At 53.1% G+C, this 20,030-nt stretch carries 18 protein-coding genes; 8 read left to right on the top strand and 10 right to left on the bottom strand.

Going from position 1 to position 20,030, the window contains the following annotated elements:
* Positions 1–11: 11 nt before the first annotated feature.
* Genes H8K27_RS06545 through cyoA form a run of 6 tightly spaced genes read right to left on the bottom strand, consistent with a single transcriptional unit; the run spans position 12 to position 6,271 of the window.
* Entirely contained in the window at positions 12–1,295 is a 1,284-nt protein-coding gene (locus tag H8K27_RS06545; protein ID WP_230418984.1) for an ATP-binding protein, read from the bottom strand.
* 4 nt (positions 1,296–1,299) lie between these two features.
* Positions 1,300–2,181, bottom strand: coding sequence for an SURF1 family protein (locus H8K27_RS06540; protein WP_186862366.1), 882 nt, complete (start codon positions 2,179–2,181; stop codon positions 1,300–1,302).
* Entirely contained in the window at positions 2,178–2,627 is a 450-nt protein-coding gene (gene cyoD / locus H8K27_RS06535; RefSeq protein WP_186862365.1) for a cytochrome o ubiquinol oxidase subunit IV, read from the bottom strand. Before cyoD ends, H8K27_RS06540 begins: the two co-directional genes overlap by 4 nt.
* Positions 2,624–3,247: a cytochrome o ubiquinol oxidase subunit III gene (gene cyoC, locus H8K27_RS06530; RefSeq protein WP_186862364.1), complete on the bottom strand. Its 624-nt coding sequence runs from the start codon at positions 3,245–3,247 to the stop codon at positions 2,624–2,626. Before cyoC ends, cyoD begins: the two co-directional genes overlap by 4 nt.
* 1 nt (position 3,248) lies before the next feature.
* Positions 3,249–5,252, bottom strand: a complete 2,004-nt coding sequence (gene cyoB, locus H8K27_RS06525; protein ID WP_186862363.1) for a cytochrome o ubiquinol oxidase subunit I — start codon at positions 5,250–5,252, stop codon at positions 3,249–3,251.
* 2 nt (positions 5,253–5,254) lie between these two features.
* Positions 5,255–6,271 (bottom strand): ubiquinol oxidase subunit II, encoded by a 1,017-nt coding sequence (gene cyoA, locus H8K27_RS06520; protein WP_186862362.1) that lies wholly within the window; start codon positions 6,269–6,271, stop codon positions 5,255–5,257.
* A gap of 150 nt (positions 6,272–6,421) precedes the next feature.
* Here cyoA and H8K27_RS06515 point away from each other — a divergent pair, with 150 nt between their 5' ends.
* Positions 6,422–7,768, top strand: coding sequence for an MFS transporter (locus H8K27_RS06515; protein ID WP_186862361.1), 1,347 nt, complete (start codon positions 6,422–6,424; stop codon positions 7,766–7,768).
* Between the two features lie 138 nt (positions 7,769–7,906).
* Here the strand turns inward: H8K27_RS06515 and H8K27_RS16670 are convergent, their stop codons facing one another.
* The 3 genes from H8K27_RS16670 to H8K27_RS06500 form a co-directional block, all read right to left on the bottom strand.
* Positions 7,907–9,379, bottom strand: coding sequence for a methyl-accepting chemotaxis protein (locus tag H8K27_RS16670; RefSeq protein WP_329604350.1), 1,473 nt, complete (start codon positions 9,377–9,379; stop codon positions 7,907–7,909).
* The gene (locus tag H8K27_RS16610) at positions 9,291–9,578 is read right to left on the bottom strand and encodes an MCP four helix bundle domain-containing protein (protein ID WP_186862359.1); all 288 of its coding nucleotides are present in this window, start codon (positions 9,576–9,578) and stop codon (positions 9,291–9,293) included. Before H8K27_RS16610 ends, H8K27_RS16670 begins: the two co-directional genes overlap by 89 nt.
* Positions 9,579–10,050: 472 nt before the next feature.
* Positions 10,051–10,503 (bottom strand): RrF2 family transcriptional regulator, encoded by a 453-nt coding sequence (locus H8K27_RS06500; protein WP_186862358.1) that lies wholly within the window; start codon positions 10,501–10,503, stop codon positions 10,051–10,053.
* 399 nt (positions 10,504–10,902) lie between these two features.
* On the opposite strand from H8K27_RS06500, the gene H8K27_RS06495 reads away from it, so the two are divergent.
* The 7 genes from H8K27_RS06495 (at position 10,903) to H8K27_RS06465 (ending at position 18,520) form a co-directional block, all read left to right on the top strand.
* Positions 10,903–13,188 (top strand): nitric-oxide reductase large subunit, encoded by a 2,286-nt coding sequence (locus H8K27_RS06495; RefSeq protein WP_186862357.1) that lies wholly within the window; start codon positions 10,903–10,905, stop codon positions 13,186–13,188.
* A gap of 146 nt (positions 13,189–13,334) precedes the next feature.
* Positions 13,335–13,598 (top strand): DUF2249 domain-containing protein, encoded by a 264-nt coding sequence (locus H8K27_RS06490; protein WP_176802175.1) that lies wholly within the window; start codon positions 13,335–13,337, stop codon positions 13,596–13,598.
* Positions 13,599–13,630: 32 nt separating this feature from the next.
* Positions 13,631–14,011 carry a SirB2 family protein gene (locus H8K27_RS06485; protein ID WP_186862356.1) on the top strand — a complete coding sequence of 127 codons (381 nt, stop codon included), beginning with the start codon at positions 13,631–13,633 and terminating at the stop codon, positions 14,009–14,011.
* A gap of 101 nt (positions 14,012–14,112) precedes the next feature.
* Positions 14,113–15,330: an HPP family protein gene (locus H8K27_RS06480; RefSeq protein ID WP_186862355.1), complete on the top strand. Its 1,218-nt coding sequence runs from the start codon at positions 14,113–14,115 to the stop codon at positions 15,328–15,330.
* A 121-nt stretch (positions 15,331–15,451) separates the two neighbouring features.
* Entirely contained in the window at positions 15,452–17,482 is a 2,031-nt protein-coding gene (locus H8K27_RS06475; protein ID WP_186862354.1) for a ribonucleoside triphosphate reductase, read from the top strand.
* A gap of 112 nt (positions 17,483–17,594) precedes the next feature.
* A complete protein-coding gene (gene nrdD / locus H8K27_RS06470) occupies positions 17,595–17,813 on the top strand; it encodes an anaerobic ribonucleoside-triphosphate reductase (protein ID WP_186862700.1) in 219 nt (72 codons plus the stop codon).
* Positions 17,807–18,520 carry an anaerobic ribonucleoside-triphosphate reductase activating protein gene (locus H8K27_RS06465; protein ID WP_186862353.1) on the top strand — a complete coding sequence of 238 codons (714 nt, stop codon included), beginning with the start codon at positions 17,807–17,809 and terminating at the stop codon, positions 18,518–18,520. Before nrdD ends, H8K27_RS06465 begins: the two co-directional genes overlap by 7 nt.
* Positions 18,521–18,528: 8 nt before the next feature.
* On the opposite strand, the gene hemN is transcribed toward H8K27_RS06465, so the two are convergent.
* Positions 18,529–19,941: an oxygen-independent coproporphyrinogen III oxidase gene (gene hemN, locus H8K27_RS06460; protein ID WP_186862352.1), complete on the bottom strand. Its 1,413-nt coding sequence runs from the start codon at positions 19,939–19,941 to the stop codon at positions 18,529–18,531.
* Positions 19,942–20,030: the final 89 nt, after the last annotated feature.

Genomic DNA, 20,030 nt, shown 5'->3' with positions numbered 1-20,030 from the left:
CCATTATCTTTCTAAACCACTAATGCGGATAGCGGCAACTCAATCCTGACCAGCGCACCACCCTCCGCCAGATTACGGGCAGTCACGACTCCGCCCAGCTTACGCACCACATTCACCACGAAAAAAATCCCCAGTCCACTCCCGGGACGTCCTTTGGTAGACTGATAGGGCTGTCCAAAATTTTCCAGTATCGAGGGCAGGAAACCGGGACCGCGATCCGTAATCTGCAGCGTCAGCCGGTCCGCATCACTGGTCACTTCCAATGCCAGCCAGTGCGGCGATGCCTCCAGCGCATTATCCAGCACATTGCAGATCATCTGCTTCAGCACCGAATCAGAAACCACCTGTACGTCATGATCTATATGATTCTGAAACTGGAAAATCTCCACTGTCCTGGTATTTCTGAACTCCTCTGCCAGCGCATTCAGGAAAGTGCCGATCGTGGTTTTGGTCGCCGACTCGCCCCTCGCCTCGCCTGCGGACAATAAAATGCTGCTGACAATCGATTTACAGCGCTGTAACTGCCGCTGCATTTCGGTCAGATCTTCCAGCAATTCAGGATTTCTCTGCAGTTCCGGCATACGCCGCCAGTCGCCAAGGATAACAGACATTGTCGCCATCGGTGTGCCGAGCTCATGCGCTGCTCCGGATGCCAGCAGCCCCATTCTGACGATGTGCTCCTCCTCGACAGTGCGCTGACGGAAATCCGCCAGCTGCGCATCCCTGCGGCGCAGGTTATTGCTGATTTTGGTGAGGAAAAATACCAGCAAAGATGCATTAATCAGGAAACAGATGATGATCCCATCACGGTACAGAGACGGCATGCCATTGATATGCTCAGGCGGCAGGATCAGCGGCCGGGAAAACAGCGAAAGACCAAACAGACAGGCACTGGTTATCAATACAATCACCCAGGTCGACCATACTTCCAGCAATACGGCACTGAGAATGACCTGTAACAGATACAGAAAAGCAAACGGATTCGAGGCGCCGCCACTCAGATACAGCTGCGCCGTCAGGATACCGACGTCCACCAGCAGAGCAAAAAATAATTCCCGGTTCGATACCCGGGTTTCTTCATGCCAGCGCAGATGGCTGGCGAGATTGAATGCAACCAGTCCTGCCAGCACAAATGCCATCGACAAGATGGGCAGATGGATATCGAATCCCAGCACGACCAGCGCAATGGTGGCAATCTGACCGAATACAGCGATCCAGCGCAGATGGATCAGCTGCAACATATTGTGATGCCCGGCTGAGTGCTCGTAATCAGCTGCGATATTCAGCAAAGTCATTGTTTTAAGATTTTCTGCCCTGCCCGTCATGCTGGCATTCCCCTTGCGTACCATCCTGCTTTGCAACAGATGAGCGCAGCTGTCTGCGGCGCTCCCGGAACACCAGATAATACCCGCCTGCCACCATCAATGCGAGCGCATACCATGTCAGCGCATAAACCAGATGATTATTGTGGAAAGAAATCACCGTCAGCCCGCCTGCAGGCGCAGGCTTCTCACCTGCCAGCAGAGCCCGGTAAGCCTCGTCAGGCTGCTGCCCGGCAGCGTCGGCATCCACAAAAAACGGAGCAATCCGGCTGATTTGCTGTGCCTGCGCAATCGCGCCGACATCTCTTGAAAACCAGTTACCATGGAGCGGATCATTGTTGCGCAGAAAACCACCACCTGGCTCGCTCATTCTCAGCAAGCCGGTTACTGTATAACGAACCCTGTCGGATTGCAGGGGGCGTGCGCCAGCATCACTTTTCTGCTTCACAAAACCGCGATTCACCAGTACCACACTGCCATCCTGTTGCTGCAACGGCACCAGCATCCAGAATCCGCCTCCCAGCTCGGTCGCTGCCTTCACGTACACCGTCTGTCCGAACAGAAAATATCCCTGCAGACGGACATGACGATACTCATCCGAAGCAGCGCTGACCGCCGGCCATGCCGCCTGTCCGGGCAGCGCGGTGGCAGTCGCATGCACACGCTGCTCAACCCGGGAGATCAGATCCAGCTTCCACTGCAGCCGCCACAGCTGCCAGCATCCTAAAGCCGTGAAGCTGAAAAAAAACAACCCCGCACAGATCGCGACAATCCAGGTCACGATCACTGAACGGGGTTGCTCAGGTATGAAAGTTGATACAGATGCATCAGCTTTCACCGCATCGGCACCATCGGTCATGGCATATTGCGCATGTTGTTCATTTCGTTGGTTGATGGCTGATTAAATGATTCAGGTACTGTTTCATGATTCATGCCCGGCATCATATTGTGATTCAGGTGATACATGACCCACAGCGAACCTGCCAGCATAATCACCACCAGCACACCGGTAAACAACAGCGCCAGCATGGACCAGCCGCCTTCTGCTTTTGAATTCATGTGCAGGAAATAAATCATGTGCACCACAATCTGAATCGCAGCAAAAAATAACAGCACAAAACCGAGGTTGCGGGAATCAGGAATGACCTTACCCATGACCAGCCAGAATGGCACTGCAGTCAGAAAAACGGACAAGATAAAACCGATCGTATAAGTCTTCAAACTGCCATGATCTGCGTGATCGTCATGTCCGTGATGATCATGGTGAGCATCACCATGATTCAAATGTTCGTGATGTGCACTCATGGCAAAACTCCCATCAGGTAAACAAAGGTAAATACACCGATCCAGACTACGTCCAGGAAGTGCCAGAACATCGACAGGCACATCAGGCGGCGCTTGTTTTCAGTTGTCAGGCCGTGACGCTTTAACTGGAACAGCAATGTCACCAGCCAGACGATACCGAAAGTCACGTGCAGTCCGTGCGTCGCCACCAGCGCGAAGAAGGAAGTCAGAAAGCCGCTGCGCTGCGGACCGGCTCCTTCATGAATCAGATGGATAAATTCATACAATTCAAGGCAGATGAATCCGGCACCGAACAGACCAGTCACAACCAGCCATGCCATTGCTGTGCCCAGGTGCTTTTTCTGGGATTCCAGCATTGCAAAGCCGTAGGTAATTGATGACAACAGCAGCAAGGAAGTATTGAGTGCCACCAGTGGCAGATCAAACAGTTCAGCACCGGTCGGGCCGCCGGCATAATTGCGCCCCAGCACCGCATAGGCGGCAAACAGGCACGCAAAAATCAGACAGTCGCTCATCAGGTACAGCCAGAATCCCAGCAGTGTGCCATTTTCCGGATGATGCTCCCGGACGAAGAATCGGGAACCAGCTTCCTGGCTCATCGTATTATGGGTAGTAGACATATCAGGCTTGACTCGCTAACAGGCGGGTACGTGCATTTTCAGTACGGACAACTTCGTCCGCAGGAATGTAGTAATCGCGGTTGTAATTAAAGGTATGAATAATGATTGCCGCCAGCATGACAATAAACGCTGCCACAGCAGGAATCCACATCTGCCAGATCAGTGCAAAACCACAGGCTGCACTCAATGCGGCGATGATGAAACCCGCACCGGTATTTTTCGGCATGTGAATCGAGACAAAACCTTCAGTCGGACGGACAAAACCGTTTTTCTTCATATCAGCCCATGCATCGTTATCATGGATACGTGGCGTGAACGGGAAGTTGTACGCTGGTGGCGGTGATGAAGTCGACCATTCCAGAGTGCGTCCATCCCATGGATCACCAGTCAGGTCAAGGTTTTCATGGCGACGCAGGAAGCTGACCACCATCTGAATAATGAAAGATGCAATACCCAGAGCAATCAATACTGCGCCAAATGCAGCTACCTGGAACCAGATTTGCAGCGAAGGATCATCAAAATGGCTCAGACGGCGTGTCACTCCCATCAGACCCAGCACATACAGCGGCATGAATGCAAAGTAGAAGCCGATGAACCAGAACCAGAAGGAACACTTACCCCAGAACGCATCGAGTTTATAACCAAATGCTTTCGGGAACCAGAAATTGATCGCCGCCATCGCACCGAACACCACACCACCGATAATCACATTATGGAAGTGCGCAATCAGGAACAGACTGTTGTGCAATACGAAATCCGCAGGCGGAACCGCCAGCAGCACACCGGTCATACCACCGATGACAAACGTGATCATGAAGCCGATTGTCCACAGCATCGGCACTTCAAAACGGATGCGGCCGCGATACATGGTGAACAGCCAGTTGAACATCTTCGCTCCGGTCGGAATCGAGATGATCATCGTCGTGATACCAAAGAAGGAGTTGACGCTGGCGCCGGAACCCATTGTGAAGAAGTGATGCAGCCAGACCAGGTAAGACAAAATGGTGATCACGACTGTCGCATAGACCATCGATGTATAACCAAACAGGCGCTTGCCACAGAAAGTGGACACGATTTCCGAATACACACCGAAGCAAGGCAGGATCAGAATATACACTTCAGGATGGCCCCAGATCCAGATCAGATTCACGTACATCATGGAATTACCACCCATGTCGTTCGTGAAGAAATTGGTGCCAAATATACGGTCCAGAGACAGCATTGCGAGTACTGCAGTCAGCACAGGGAAAGCCGCCACGATCAGCACGTTAGTGCACAGGGCAGTCCAGGTGAATACCGGCATCTTCATCAGCGACATGCCTGGGGCACGCATTTTCACAATCGTGACAATCAGATTCACACCTGACAATAGTGTGCCGACACCGGCAATCTGCAATGACCAGATATAGTAATCGACCCCGACATCAGGACTACCCAGAATACCTGATAACGGCGGATAGGCCAGCCAGCCAGTGCGGGCAAACTCACCGACAAACAGTGACGCCATTACCAGCACAGCACCGAAAGCCGTCATCCAGAAACTGAAATTATTCAGGAAAGGAAATGCGACGTCGCGAGCACCAATCTGCAGCGGCACCACATAGTTCATCAGCCCCGTCACCAAAGGCATGGCGACAAAGAAAATCATGATCACGCCATGTGCAGTGAATACCTGATCATAATGATGCGGCGGCAGGAAACCCGCCGAATCACCAAATGCCAGCGCCTGCTGCGCACGCATCATCAGCGCATCCGCAAAACCGCGCAGCAACATCACCAGACCGAGAATCATATACATGATGCCGATGCGTTTGTGATCAATACTGGTGAGCCAGTCACGCCACAACATGCCCCACAGACGGAAGTACGTCAGCGCCCCCAGCAATACGGCGCCACCCAGCACTACGCCGGCAAAAGTGGCGAGAAGAATCGGCTCATGAAAGGGAATCGCCTCCCAGCTCAGACGGCCGAAAATCAGCTTAGTCAAATCAATATGGTCTAACATCTTTATTTTCCATTCGTAACTGGAGGAGTTGTACATACTTCACCGGTCAAACCAGGCTGCTGGTTCTGGGCGAGGATGGAAACAACTTTGCCGCGGGCACTTTGCTCCGGCTTGACATTCATATCGGTACTCATCAGTTTATCCATACAAACCTGATCCGGTCCTACGCAACGGTTCAGAATCGCGTGATACAGATCGCTGTCAACCGAACCATAAAGGCGCACAGGGTTTTTGATACTTGGCTTTTCCAGCTCCAGATAATCCGCGCGGTTCAGGCTCAGCTTACTGTTCTTTGCGGACTGCACCCAGGCATCAAACTCGGCACGTGACTTACCGTAAAATTTAAAGCGCATGTCGGAAAAACCGGCGCCGCTGTAATTCGCGGAGAAGCCATCGTAAGTACCTGCCTTATTAATGACAGCATTTAATTCAGTCTGCATGCCCGGCATCGCATAGATCTGACCGGCAAGCGCCGGGATGTACAGCGAATTCATGTAGGTGGAAGCCGTGATTTTGAAACTGACCGGCACATCGACCGGCGTCACCAGTTCATTTACCGTTGCCACACCTTGTTCTGGATAAATAAACAACCATTTCCAGTCCAGCGCGACGACTTCGACGACCAGGGGTTTGGTGGCGGCAGGAATCGCACGATTTTCATCCAATCGCGACAACTTTCGATATGGATCAAGAGTATGCGTAGAAATCCATGTCAACATACCCAAAGCGATGATAATTAACAACGGCGCACCCCAGATGATCAGTTCCAGCATCGTGGAGTGATCCCATTCCGGATCGTACTTCGCAGTGGTATTGGACTGTCTGTATCGCCATGCAAAAAATAAAGTCAGCAAAATGACAGGAATAATGATCAACAACATCAGGAGAGTGGAAACCACAATCAGTTTGCTCTGTTGAGCGGCAATATCGCCTGAAGGATTCAACACAATAGTGTCACATCCAGCCAACAGTGCAGCGCACAGGAGCAAAAGTCCGCGTCGGGCTAGTAGGGAAATCATGCGGGAAAAGTCCAAATTAAGGGAAATCGTGATAATGTACACGGACTGACTAGCATTAGCGATTGGACGTTTTGTCCTACCCTGCCATAGCTATACCCGGAAGGGCACAAGGCGTCCATCGGTCAGAAAACATAACTACGAGAGACGACTATGCCAAGTATCAGCCATCAAGGTGATCACATCACCGCTATTTCTGCACGCCATTCTGCGCCTGCTGCCAAAAATACTCATGCTGATCATACAACGATTGCGCCAGGTGAAATTGCCATCGGCGTGGTAATCGGCCGGGCCTCTGAGTATTTTGACTTTTTTGTCTATGCCATCGCTTCAGTACTGGTGTTTCCTGCCGTATTCTTTCCATTTGAACAAAGACTGGAAGGAACCCTGTACTCTTTCGTCATCTTCTCATTCGCCTTCCTTGCACGACCGATAGGAACGGTTGTGTTCATGGCAATTCAGCGCCATCTCGGCAGGGAGGCCAAGCTGACCAGCGCACTCGTATTGCTCGGCATTTCGACCGCCGGAATTGCTTTTTTACCTACCTATTCACATCTGGGGTATGCATCCATTGTTTTGCTGTCCATTCTGCGTGTCGGTCAGGGGCTGGCACTGGGCGGCTCCTGGGATGGCCTGCCTTCATTGCTGGCACTGAATGCGCCACAAAACAAGCGCGGCTGGTATGCCATGCTTGGGCAGCTTGGCGCACCGGTTGGTTTTATGATTGCCGGCAGCCTGTTTGCCTATCTGCTGGCGAATCTGTCGCCGGAAGATTTTCTTGACTGGGGCTGGCGCTATCCGTTTTACGTTGCATTTGCCATTAATGTGGTCGCACTGTTTGCACGCCTGAGACTGGTCTCTACCAATGAATATGCGCACTTGCTGGATGAACGTGAACTGGAGCCAACCCGGATAACCGAACTGCTCGGTACGCAGGGCCGTAATGTTCTGATCGGCGCACTGGCTGCGCTGGCAAGTTATGCGCTGTTCCATCTGGTAACTGTGTTTCCTTTATCCTGGATCACCCTGTACTCTTCCCGTTCGCTGACGGATGTGCTGTACATCCAGATCACAGGTGCAGCATTCATGGCCGCCGGCGTGATTGCGTCAGGCCTTATCGCAGACCGGTTTGGCCGCCGCAATACACTAGGCACGCTGGCATTGCTGATTGCGATTCTAAGCGGCTTTGTTCCCATGCTGATGGATGGCGGGGAATTCGGCCAGAATGTATTCATTCTCACCGGCTTTTCGCTGCTTGGATTGTCTTATGGCCAGGCTGCAGGTGCAGTGACAGCCAATTTTGCTTCCCGCTTCCGCTATACCGGCGCAGCCCTGACTTCGGATCTTGCCTGGCTGGTCGGTGCCGGATTTGCCCCGCTGGTCGCCCTGGGTCTGTCAGCCCATTTCGGTCTTGCCTATGTCAGCCTGTACCTGCTGTCAGGCGCTGGCTGCTCCATGGCTGCGCTGAGCCTGAACCGGGCACTTGAAATTCGGGACTAACACCAAAATTGATGCGCAAGCGTGTCACGCGCTGATCAACACATTCGGCACGCCTCAAATAACAATGCCCGTCAGCCAAAACTGATGGGCATTGTGCTTCATCCACTCCGGTTAATATATCTCTCAGTCAGCGGGATCTCAGTTCGGAATTAGTCGCACACGGGATTTTTCAGCCACATCTGCTTTTGTCTGATACGGATGAATTTTGCTCCGGCTACCCTGTGATATATTTCCGCTGTCCTCCAGAGCAAAGCTCGTATTAATCTTAAAGACGGCAATCAGATTAGCCAGTGCTTTTGCCTGCTCATCCATAGCACTTGCCGCTGCGGCTGCCTCTTCCACCATCGCTGCATTTTGCTGCGTCACATCATCCATATGAATGATCGCCAGATTAATCTGCTCAATCCCTGACGACTGCTCCTGGCTCGCGCTCGTGATTTCATTGATGACTTCTGAAACCCGGTTGACACTCGCCACCACATCCAGAATCGCATTTCCTGCCAGATCCACCAGCTTGCTGCCGCCCGAAACCTTCTCCGTCGAATCGCTGATCAGTTCCTTGATTTCTTTTGCAGCTGTTGCACTTCTTTGCGCCAGATTTCTGACCTCACTGGCGACTACGGCAAATCCCCGACCTTGCTCACCTGCTCTGGCCGCCTCAACAGCGGCATTCAATGCAAGGATATTGGTCTGAAAAGCAATATCATCAATCACACTGATGATGTCTTCGATTTTTCTGGATGATTCATTGATTGCTTCCATATTTTGCACCACCTGCTGCACCATATCACCCCCCTTAGCTGCGACTGCAGAGGCTGATGCCGCCAATTTGTTAGCCATACCGGCATTTTCCGCATTATGCCTGACGGTCGACGTCAACTCCTCCAGTGACGCTGCAGTTTCCTCCAGCGAACTGGCCTGCCGTTCGGTACGGGATGACAGGTCCATGTTACCGACCGCAATCTGCTGCGACGCGGAGGCAATCGAAATCGTTCCCTTATTAACCTGTTGCACAATCTGCGACAGATTCTGCTGCATCACCTGGATCGCATAAATCAGACTGCGCTGATCATTCTCCCGTACCCGGATTTCTCCGGTCAGATCACCGGTGGCGATACGGTTTGCCACTTCTGCTGCATACTGAGGCTCACAGCCGAGTTGCTGAATGATGGTGCTGCTAATGTAATAGGCAATGAAAATACTCAGGAAAATTGCACCAACAGTAAAACCGATAATTAGATTACGTGAAAACTCATACGTCTGATTCGCTGTGACTTCATCCTGTTTATCCTTACTCTCCTGCAGATTCATAAAATCCTGGACTAGTCCATGCCATTTTTCATTTTCAGGATTCGCCTTTTGCATTAACAGCTCAATGGCAGCGCCCTTTTGCCCCGCCCGGACCATGTCCAAAAATTGATTATTCAATCCGCGCGCCGACTGCATGGCCTCTTGCAGGTTCTTTATAAACTGCTGACCTGCTGCATCCAGCGGCATGGTTGCCAGTTCCTGATATGCTTTGTCATAGACAGCACGGGTATCTATAATTTTTTTTCGCTTCGCGATCCTGCGCAGCCTGGTCGTCGAGCAATGCAATTGTACGCACAACACGAGAGACGACGTGGATGGAATTACTCATACTTTCCAGCAATTCCATTTTCTTGACATTCGTATCCACGACATGGTGTAACGACTTGTTGTTCTGGTTCATGCCCAACAACCCCAGGGCCGCCACACACAGCAGCAGAATAATTAAAGCCCCATAACCCACACCCAGTCTCGTACTCACTTTCCATGTTGAAAATTCCATGATGTTCCCCCATAAAATAAATATCGCTAATTCACAAATCCATCTCTGATGACCAGCCTTCATGAAGAGAAAAGAAAATTTTTACTCATCAGAAGCAAACTTATTCATGCGTGCATAGTACAAATATTTCCCCAACAAAATATTTCCATGCATCAATGTTTAACCTTTGCGCCCCCTGTTTTAATTTTCTTTAACATTCATCGCACAATTACGCGCACTTCCCTGCCGCAAGGAATATTCGTGCAGCATCGGTGCTAAGCAAAAATTGGGTTAAACAGGAAAAATCAGTACCGGGCAGGCGAAAGCACTAAGGCATTGATGCGAAAGGAAATGGCAGGACAACAGCGCGTCAATGTAATGCCCGGCGGAGAGAAAACTGATCAGACAACAGACTCATCAGACTGCTGTCCATACGGATGATGTCCGGGTACTGCAACACAGGCTTGACACCGGCTGCGTGCATTAATGCAGATCAGCCCTGAATCTGGCCAGGGCTGTGGAAATGAATTTTGGCAATGCCGGTCTTTTTGCCAATCAGGTCTTCGAGTGTGACATGGTCAAGCACATCCAGATAAGCGCGGGTGGCATCATTCAGCACTTTTTTCAGGTGACAGGCGGGCGCATAAGCGCAAGTGTTACTGGCTTTGTCAAAGCACTCTGCCATGTAAAAATCGGTTTCCGTATTGCGTACAACCTGGCCGATATTAATGTCAGCAGGCGCGCTGTGGAGTCTCAGGCCGCCATTTCTGCCGCGTATGGTATCGACCATATTAGACAAACCCAGTTGGTGCACAACCTTGGTCAGATGGTTTTTTGAAATATTGTGCAGCTCCGCGATCTCCTGAATAGTCACCAGGCGGTCGCGGTGAATCGCAAGGTAGATCAGCGTACGCAAAGTATAGTCAGTGTAAGCAGTGAGTCTCATAAAAATTATCCGGGATTAATGCGCACAACAGAGTTCAAACAAGCTCTCTTGTGCTGCCAACATGCGCTAAAGGCAGTATACCGTGTTGCGCCTTTCCTCACCGGCCTGCGCCACCAGGCTGAATACGGACAGGGATGAAAAGGCGGCGATACTGCATAACCTGAACACTCAATATTAAAAAATGTGCATTTCATCGCAACTAAACATACATTTTATTTGCATCTTATAATACATACATATAAAATGCATCTTAATAAAAGCCGGCGTGCCCGTTTCCTGCAATAACCCGATGGATTTGAAGCATTTTTCAGGAAAGCACACCGGACTCTTATCAATTGTTTTGTGTTCGCTGTTTCACTGTTTTGATCGTATTTTCAACCATTCATAAGGAACCACGCCATGCATGCCACGCGCAAACTCTGGACCTGGCTCGCTGTGATCTGTGTCCTATCATTTACCGTTCTCGGTTGGGTAGGAACAGAGATTTATCTCACAGCTCCCCCTATTCCTAAACAGGTCGTCAGCACTGACGGCAAGATTTTATTCACCGAAGGACAAGTGGACCGCGGTCAGGGATCCTGGCTCTCTGCAGGCGGTCAGCAATTGGGTACGGTCTGGGGCCACGGCAGTTATGTCGCCCCTGACTGGTCTGCAGACTGGTTGCACCGCGAATCTCTGGCATTGCTCGATATCTGGGCACAGAAAGAGTTTCAGCAAACCTTCGAGCAGCTGAACGCAGGTCGTCAGGCCGAGCTGAAAGCACGTCTGAAGGATGAAATGCGCCGTAATACCTATGATGAACAGTCTGGCAAGATCATACTGTCACCAGAGCGCGCAGCCGCTGTCCAGCAAGTGGCACAGCATTACATCGGCCTGTTTGGCAATGACCCGGCACTGGAAAAATTGCGTGAGCAGTATGCAATGAATAAAGGTACCTTGCCTGATGTTCAGGATTTGCAATCACTCCCTGCCTTCTTCTTCTGGTCTGCATGGGCTGCTGCCACTGACCGCCCTGGTGCAGCAGAACTGAGCTACACCAGTAACTGGCCGCATGAACCGCTGGTGAATAACACACCGACAGCTGGCGCCGGTATCTGGTCGATTGCCAGTGTGATCCTGATGATCGGTGCAATTGCGACCATGCTGTTCGTGCATTCGACCAGCAAAGAAGCAACTGATCCAACCCCGCCTAAAGCGGACCCTTTATTCAGCCTGAAGCCAACGCCTTCCATGCTGGCAACCAGAAAGTACTTTTACGTGGTGATCGGTCTGATTCTGGCGCAGGTCGGATTCGGGGTGATTACAGCGCACTATGCGGTTGAAGGCCACAGTTTCTTCGGCTTCCCATTGGCAGATATCCTGCCATTTACAGTCAGCCGCACAATTCATACCCAGTTCGCAGTGTTATGGATTGCTACAGCATGGCTGGCAACTGGCCTGTATATCGCACCGGCTATTTCCGGTCATGAGCCGAAGTACCAGAAACTCGGCGTCAACCTGTTGTTTTATGCGCTGCTGTTTATCGTAGTCGGCTCGACCGCCATGGGCTGGTTAGGCAGTCTGCAACACAAAGGCAATGAATTCGCTTTCTGGCTCGGTAATCAGGGTCTGGAATTCACCAGCATGGGACGGGTATGGCAGTTGCTGCTGTTCGTCGGCCTGCTGTTCTGGGTCACCCTGTTAGGTCGCGGTCTGATGCCCGCCCTGAAAACACCGTCTGACAGCCGCGGCCTGATCGCCATGGTGTTCCTGTCGGCCATGTGTATTGGCGGCTTCTATGCCACTTCCCTGACCTGGGGCCAGCATACCCACTACTCGATGATCGAATACTGGCGCTGGTGGCTGGTTCACCTGTGGGTAGAGGGCTTCTTTGAAGTGTTTGCAACTGCCGTCATCGCGCTGCTGTTCACCCGCCTTGGCCTGATTCATGCAGCGACTGCGAACAGTGCGATCATCCTCGAAACCATCGTGTTCCTGTTCGGCGGCATTCTGGGCACATTGCATCACCTGTATTTTACCGGCACCCCCACCTTTGTGATTGCCATCGGTGCGATGTTCTCCGCACTGGAAGTTGTGCCACTGGCAATGATCGGCATGGAAGCCTATCGCAACTACCAGCGCTCTAAAGCTGCCCCTTGGGTACAGTCGTACAAATGGTCCATCCTGTGCTTTATCGCTGTCGGTTTCTGGAATACCGTCGGTGCAGGTCTGCTCGGCTTCTCGATCAATACACCGATCGCCCTGTACTACATGCAAGGTCTGAACATGACTGCTGCACATGGTCATGCAGCGCTGTTCGGCGTCTATGGCATGCTCGGTATCGGCCTGCTGCTGTTCTGCCTGCGTGGACTGTCTTCCAGACTGGCATGGTCAGACAAGCTGTTGCAGGCAACCTTCTGGCTGCTGAATATCGGCCTTGCGATGATGGTGTTTATCTCGCTGGTTCCTGCCGGTATCTACCAGGCTGCCGCCAGCATCACCAAAGGCATGTGGTATGCCCGCTCACCAGAAGTCATCCATTCGCATTTCATGGAAACAGCTGTCTGGTTGCGTGTTCCGGGTGACGTCGTGTTTGCCGTCGGCACCTTATGCCTGGCAGTGTTCGCCATCCGCCTGCTGACAGGCAAACAGGCAACACAAGCCAGCCTGACCGGTGAAGCTGCCGGCGCAGCAAAGCGTGCCTGAGCAAGGCATCGCACTCAGATTGCCGGGGAACGCTCCCCGGATTTCCCGGCAATCTGAATCTGCCCCGCCATCTCACGCAGCATGTTCCCGGTATGCGTCCGCATGACTGCCTACCCTTATTTAACGTTTGAATTCAGGAGTTTTTCATGTCACACGATTGTTCCATTCCTCTGATTGCCGAAGGCGTCTACGCATTTGATGCACGCGGTATTGCCAAGCGCTTCCGTCATGCCGCCATTTTCGGCGCACTCTCCGCGCTGGAACGTGGCGAAACCATGCGTTTCTGCAATGACCATAACCCCTTGCCTTTACTGGCACAGATAGAGCATCATTTCGGCAACGCCGTCAGAATCGCCTACGTGTCGAATGAACCCGGCGAAGTGATTATCGATTTTCTGGTCATGGAATAAAACCAGCCTTTTTTTCAGAAAGCGCAACAGAAATGGACTACCTGAGTGTCAAACATCTGCACATCACCTGCGCAGTGCTCAGCGGCAGCCTGTTTCTGTTACGCGGATTCTGGATGTGGAATGCCTCACCCATGCTGCAGCAGCGCTGGGTCAGGATTGCCCCGCACCTGATCGATACCGTGCTGCTGAGTTCCGCACTGGTGATGGTGTTCTGGAGCGGGCAATACCCCTTCGCACAAAACTGGCTGACAGCCAAAGTCGTTGCACTGATTCTGTACATTGGACTTGGCACCATCGCCCTGAAACGGGGCAAGACCAGAAGCATTCGTCTCCGTGCGTTGCTGGCAGCATTCGCCGTATTTGCCTACATCGTCAGTGTTGCCCTGAGCAGACAGGTCATTCCCTTTATCTGATTTCACGGTCAATTCCTGCATCGTCCGGCCACCGGACACCGCACCACAATGACGCAAGACAGGGTACACTTGCCGCCTTGATGTGTTACTGCTGTGCATTTATGCGTAGAAAATGGTCCCTGATTGAAGATTTTATCTCCTGGCTGAAAACCTTTCTGCCAGCACAACTCCATGTTGACTATACCGAGCGGTTGCGCGCCTGCGGCGGCATTGCCGGCGGCCTGCTGCTGACAGGCCTGTCCACCAGACTGATGCTGGGCCCGGTTGAGCATATACCGATGCTGATCGGCCCGATCGGCGCTTCTGCGGTGCTGCTGTTCGGCGTTCCTGCCAGTCCGCTGGCGCAGCCCTGGTCCATTATCGGCGGCAATCTGGTTTCCGCGCTGATCGGCGTCACCTGCGCCCACTTTCTCGGCGTATCGCTGCTGTCGGCCGCCATAGCCAGCGCCGCCGCTGTGGCAGCGATGTTTTTCCTGCGCTGCCTGCACCCGCCCGGTGGGGCAGTCGCCCTGACAGCGGTACTCGGCGGGCCGGTGATTCACGAACTGGGCTATCAGTTTCCCCTGTTTCCGGTATTGATCAATTCCCTGCTGCTGATGCTGTTTGCGCTGGCGTATAACAACGCCACCGGACGCCGTTACCCGCATGCGTCACACCCTGACCACAGCGGCAAACACGGCACGCGTGATGCGCGTCCGATCGACCGGCTTGGTTTTAAATCCAGCGATCTGGATGAAGTGCTGCAGCAATACAATCAGGTGCTGGACGTCAGCCGCGACGATCTTGAATCCCTGTTCCAGCAAACAGAAATGCATGCCTACCGCCGCCGCTTCGGAGAGATCAGCTGCAGTGATGTGATGTCGCACGATGTGGTCACTGCCGAATTCGGCACCACGCTGGAAGAAGCCTGGACCTTGCTGCGCCAGCACCGCATCAAGGCGCTGCCGGTCACTGACCGCGCCCGGCGCGTGATCGGGATTGTGACGCTGGTCGATTTCATGAAACACGCCAATCTGGACGTCTATGAAAAATTCGATGAAAAATTGCGTCAGCTGATACGGCGCACCCGCGATCTGCATTCCAGCAAGCCGGAAGTCGTCGGCCAGATCATGACCAAGCCTGTCAGAACCGCACGCGAAGACATGCACATTGTCGAATTGGTGCCCCTGTTGTCCGATCAGGGTCTGCACCATATTCCCATTGTCGATCACGAACACCGCCTGACCGGCATGCTGACGCAGTCAGACCTGATTGCAGCACTGTACCGTGGCCGCCTTGGCGACACCGATTCACCGCCATCCGGCACGGTTTCCACCTGAGCCGCATGCGCTACTTGATGCCAGTCAATGAATTAAGAAATACCTTCCACCGACATTGACCACACCATATTTAGTGATTAATCTCTGAAACACACAACATATAGTGTTTTCAGAGATTAAAATGACGCTCACTTCCGTTCCTGCCTCCACCCGTCGCCACGGCCTGCAACAAGTCATCAAGCGCAATGGCGCATCCCAGATTTTTGATGCCGCCAAAATTCATTCTGCGATTTTGCGTGCCGGCCAGGCCTGCGGAGAACTGGATGCCGCAGCAGCGTCCACGCTGACCGCACAAGTGACCGACAGGCTTGCCGCCTTACCGGAACCGGCGGCGGTAACGGTCGAACAGATTCAGGATGAAGTCGAAGCAACACTGTTTGATGCTGGCTGGCGGATTACCCTGCGCGCCTATGTGGTGTACCGGACGCAGCACCAGCAATTGCGGCAGGACCGGCAGACCATGGTGGATGTGGAGTCCTCCGTCAACGAATATCTGCAACAGCAGGACTGGCGGGTCAATGCCAACGCGAATCAGGGCTATTCGCTGGGTGGCCTGATTTTGAATGTCTCCGGCAAAGTCATTGCCAACTATTGGCTGAACCATGTTTATCCGCCGGAAATCGGCGCTGCACACCGTGCTGCCGATCTGCATATTCACGATCTCGATATGCTGTCAGGTTATTGCGCTGGCTGGTCGCTGCGGACCTTGCTGAATGAGGGACTCAATGGTGTTCCGGGAAAAATAGAATCCGGCGCGCCGCATCATTTTTCCAGCGCCGCCGGACAGATCGTGAATTTTCTCGGCACCCTGCAGAATGAATGGGCCGGAGCACAGGCCTTCAGCTCGTTTGATACCTACATGGCGCCCTATGTGCGGCATGACAGGCTGGACTATGCGGCAGTCCGTCAGGCCATGCAGGAGCTGATTTACAACCTGAATGTTCCTTCGCGCTGGGGTACCCAGACTCCCTTTACCAACCTGACCTTTGACTGGGTTTGCCCGGAAGACCTGCGGATGCAGATACCGCATATCGCCGGTCAGGAAATGCCCTTCTGCTACGGTGACCTGCAGGAAGAAATGGACATGATCAACCGCGCCTACATCGAGGTGATGATGGCCGGTGACAGCAAAGGCCGCGTATTCACTTTTCCCATTCCGACCTACAACATCACTGCCGATTTCGACTGGCACAGCCCGAATGCAGAACGCCTGTTTGAAATGACGGCCAGATACGGTCTGCCCTACTTCCAGAATTTCATCAATTCCGAACTGAAGCCGAATATGATCCGCTCGATGTGCTGTCGCCTGCAGCTCGATTTGCGGGAACTGCTGAAGCGCGGCAACGGTCTGTTCGGTTCTGCCGAGCAAACCGGCTCGCTCGGCGTGGTGACGATCAATTGCGCCCGGCTTGGCTATCTGCACCGCGGCAACGAAGCCGGACTACTGGCGGCACTGGACCATCTGCTGACGCTTGGAAAAAACAGTCTGGAGATCAAACGGAAAGTGATACAGCGTCACATGGACAACGGTCTGTTTCCCTACACCAGGCGCTATCTGGGAACGCTGCGCAATCATTTTTCCACACTGGGTGTGAATGGCATCCATGAAATGCTGCGCAATTTCTATGATGACCGCGAAGACATCACGACTGAAACCGGTTACGCAATGGCAATCCGCATGCTCGATCACATACGAAGCCGCATGCTGGAATTTCAGGAAGAAACCGGTCACATGTACAACCTGGAAGCAACACCGGCAGAAGGAACAACCTACCGTTTCGCCAAAGAAGACCGTAAGCGCTTCCCCGATATTTTGCAGGCGGGAACGGCAGACATGCCGTATTACACGAACTCATCGCAGTTGCCGGTGGGCTTCACCGATGATCCGTTTGAAGCGCTGGAAAGACAGGACGCGTTGCAACGGAAATATACCGGCGGCACCGTGCTGCATCTGTACATGACAGAACCGCTGTCGAGCGCAGATGCCTGCCGGACGCTGGTGCAGCGGGCCTTGTCGCGCTTTTCGCTGCCGTATCTGACGGTAACACCGACTTTCTCGATCTGCCCTAAACATGGCTACCTCGGCGGCAGTCACCGTTTCTGCCCGAAATGCGATGAAGAACTGCTCGCACGCAAACGGCTGGCAGCCTGAACGCCACCAGACAATTTTTTCAACCTGACAGGAAATCATGATGCCTGCTTTGACGCCACAAACCACCCCCTGCCCTGATGCTTCTGCTGCTGACCATAATTTGAGTGCCGCCATGGATGCTGTCACCGGTACCGTCGCTGAGAATGGCATCTTCATGTTGTCGGATGAAGAGCGCCAGCCCTGTGAAATCTGGACCCGCGTCATGGGCTATCACCGTCCGATGAGTTCCTTCAACATCGGAAAAAAGGGCGAATTCCATGAACGCCGCTACTTCACCGAAGCCGCGCAAAACAATACAGGCAAACCCAATCGCGGCCAGCTCCCGTGCTGAAAGCGGGCGGACTGACGCCTTTCAGTACCGGTGACTATCCGGGAAAACTGGCGGCGGTGATTTTTGTGCAGGGCTGTCCGTGGCGCTGTGGTTATTGCCATAATCCGCATCTGCAGGAAAGAACCTCTGCCAGCCCCCTGATATGGAGCGACATTTTGTCCTGGCTGCAAAGGCGCACCGGGCTGATTGATGCTGTCGTCTTCAGCGGCGGCGAACCGACCATGGACCCGGCACTGCCTGACGCCATGCAGGCAGTGCGTGAACTGGGGTTTCATATCGGGCTGCATACGGCGGGGATTTATCCGCGCCAGCTTGCGGCAGTGCTGCCACTGACGGACTGGATCGGTCTGGATGTCAAGGCGCCGCCGCACCGCTTTGACGAGATCACCCGCAGCGCCGGCAGTGCAGCGCTCAATGCTGCCAGCCTGCGCCTGCTGCTCGACAGCGGCAAGGATTATGAATGCCGGACCACGGCGCATCCGTCCCTGTTCAGCCCGGATGAGCTGTTGCTGCTCGCGCAGCAGCTGGCCCGGCAAGGTGTCGCCCGCTATGCCTTGCAGGTAGTGCGGCAGCAAGGATGCCGGGACAAACAGTTTGCACCAGCTTCCGGCAACGCCTGCCCCACTTTTCCGGCGCCGTCATTACTGGAACAGCTGCCCCGGCTTTTTCCGCAGTTCATACTGAGACAGAACGATGGCGGTATCTGAATCCGGGTTCAGATGAGTTTGGAATAAGTCGCAGTCGTGACTTTTTTGAGGTAATGATCAAACGTCATGGCAATCGCGCGGACAAACAGACGTCCCTTGGTGGTGACGCGGATCATGTCCGGGTCAGTGACCAGGAAACCGGCCTCTTCATATTGCTTGAGCTGCACCAGCTCATCAGCAAAATAACTGGCAAAACTGATCTGATATTTTTGCTCAACAGCGCGCACTGACAAAGGCATGCTGCACATCAGCGTCATGATGACTTCGCGGCGCAACAAATCGTCCTGACTCAGCGCAATGCCTTTTTCCACCGGCAGATGGCCGGCATCGAGATGCTGATAATACTCTTTGATAGTACGCACAGACTGGCTGTAAGAATCACCGACTTTGCCGATCGCTGAAACACCGAAACCAACCAGATCGCATTCCGCCCGGGTTGTGTATCCCTGGAAATTACGGTGCAGGGTCTGGTTCTCGCGGGCTTTGTTCAGTTCATCATCGGGTTTGGCAAAATGGTCCAGTCCGATGTAGATGTAGCCTGCGTCCAGCAAGCGGCGGGTGGACATCATGAATATCTGCAGGCGGTCTTCGGCGCTCGGCAGGTCGGCTTCGATGATCTGGCGCTGCGCCTTGAAACGGCTTGGCAAATGGGCGTAGTTGTACAGAGCGATACGATCCGGCGCCAGCGCAATCAGGCTATCCAGTGTGCGGCCGAAGCTTTCCAGGTTTTGCTTGGGCAGGCCATAAATCAGATCCGCATTGATTGATTCAAAATGCGTCGCCCGGCTTTGTTTGACCGCAGCTTCAACCATGCTGAATGGCTGAATGCGGTTGACTGCCTGCTGCACCGCGGGGTCAAAATCCTGCACGCCAAAACTGTTGCGATTAAAGCCCAGCGCCGCAAGGGATTGCAGGGTTTCCGGTCTGACGGTGCGCGGATCGATCTCGACACCCAGTTCGGCATCGGCAGTAAACGTGAAATGCCGGCGCACCATCGCCATCAGCTGCCCCAGTTCATCCGAATTGAAAAAGGTTGGCGTGCCGCCGCCCAGATGCAGTTGCACCGTCTGGCGATCCGGTCCCAGATGCGCTGCCACCATTTCCATTTCTTTTTCCAGATAGCGCAGATATTCCGTAGTGCGGCTGTGATCCTTGGTAATGATTTTGTTGCAGGCGCAAAAGTAGCAGAGCGATTCGCAGAAAGGCAGATGAATATAGACCGACAGTGGCGGATTGTTTTTCTTTCCGGCACGCTGTTCCAGATAGCTGATATAGCTTTGCTCTGTAAAGTCCTTGTGAAAACGGTCGGCGGTCGGATACGAGGTGTAACGGGGACCCGATTTGTCGAATTTACGTATCAGCGCTTCGGATAAATCGATCTGATCTGTGAAGGTATTCATCGTGTTCTTTCTGCCCGGCATACCGGGATATCCTGTTGGGTTGATGGCACCATTGTAATCAAGCCATCATGCACCGGGTCGATCTATATCAATTTCTTTATCAAAACCCT

Origin of the sequence: Cognatundibacterium griseum (assembly GCF_014284195.1) — a bacterium.
GTDB classification, from domain to species: domain Bacteria; phylum Pseudomonadota; class Gammaproteobacteria; order Burkholderiales; family Burkholderiaceae_D; genus Undibacterium; species Undibacterium griseum.
The sequence above is the reverse complement of the archived record's forward strand: the minus strand, read 5'-3'. Positions and strand labels throughout refer to the sequence as shown.

What these genes read in the sequence shown, in the direction of transcription:
- H8K27_RS06490 (WP_176802175.1), top strand. Translation starts at nt 13,335, where the DNA reads ATGTCACACGATTGTTCCATTCCTCTGATTGCCGAAGGCGTCTACGCA.
- H8K27_RS06500 (WP_186862358.1), bottom strand. Translation starts at nt 10,503, where the DNA reads ATGAGACTCACTGCTTACACTGACTATACTTTGCGTACGCTGATCTAC.
- H8K27_RS06515 (WP_186862361.1), top strand. Translation starts at nt 6,422, where the DNA reads ATGCCAAGTATCAGCCATCAAGGTGATCACATCACCGCTATTTCTGCA.
- H8K27_RS06485 (WP_186862356.1), top strand. Translation starts at nt 13,631, where the DNA reads ATGGACTACCTGAGTGTCAAACATCTGCACATCACCTGCGCAGTGCTC.
- H8K27_RS06475 (WP_186862354.1), top strand. Translation starts at nt 15,452, where the DNA reads ATGACGCTCACTTCCGTTCCTGCCTCCACCCGTCGCCACGGCCTGCAA.
- H8K27_RS06540 (WP_186862366.1), bottom strand. Translation starts at nt 2,181, where the DNA reads ATGACCGATGGTGCCGATGCGGTGAAAGCTGATGCATCTGTATCAACT.
- cyoD (WP_186862365.1), bottom strand. Translation starts at nt 2,627, where the DNA reads ATGAGTGCACATCACGAACATTTGAATCATGGTGATGCTCACCATGAT.
- cyoC (WP_186862364.1), bottom strand. Translation starts at nt 3,247, where the DNA reads ATGTCTACTACCCATAATACGATGAGCCAGGAAGCTGGTTCCCGATTC.
- nrdD (WP_186862700.1), top strand. Translation starts at nt 17,595, where the DNA reads ATGGATGCTGTCACCGGTACCGTCGCTGAGAATGGCATCTTCATGTTG.
- H8K27_RS16610 (WP_186862359.1), bottom strand. Translation starts at nt 9,578, where the DNA reads ATGGAATTTTCAACATGGAAAGTGAGTACGAGACTGGGTGTGGGTTAT.
- H8K27_RS06495 (WP_186862357.1), top strand. Translation starts at nt 10,903, where the DNA reads ATGCATGCCACGCGCAAACTCTGGACCTGGCTCGCTGTGATCTGTGTC.
- cyoA (WP_186862362.1), bottom strand. Translation starts at nt 6,271, where the DNA reads ATGATTTCCCTACTAGCCCGACGCGGACTTTTGCTCCTGTGCGCTGCA.
- H8K27_RS06545 (WP_230418984.1), bottom strand. Translation starts at nt 1,295, where the DNA reads ATGACTTTGCTGAATATCGCAGCTGATTACGAGCACTCAGCCGGGCAT.
- H8K27_RS06480 (WP_186862355.1), top strand. Translation starts at nt 14,113, where the DNA reads ATGCGTAGAAAATGGTCCCTGATTGAAGATTTTATCTCCTGGCTGAAA.
- hemN (WP_186862352.1), bottom strand. Translation starts at nt 19,941, where the DNA reads ATGCCGGGCAGAAAGAACACGATGAATACCTTCACAGATCAGATCGAT.
- cyoB (WP_186862363.1), bottom strand. Translation starts at nt 5,252, where the DNA reads ATGTTAGACCATATTGATTTGACTAAGCTGATTTTCGGCCGTCTGAGC.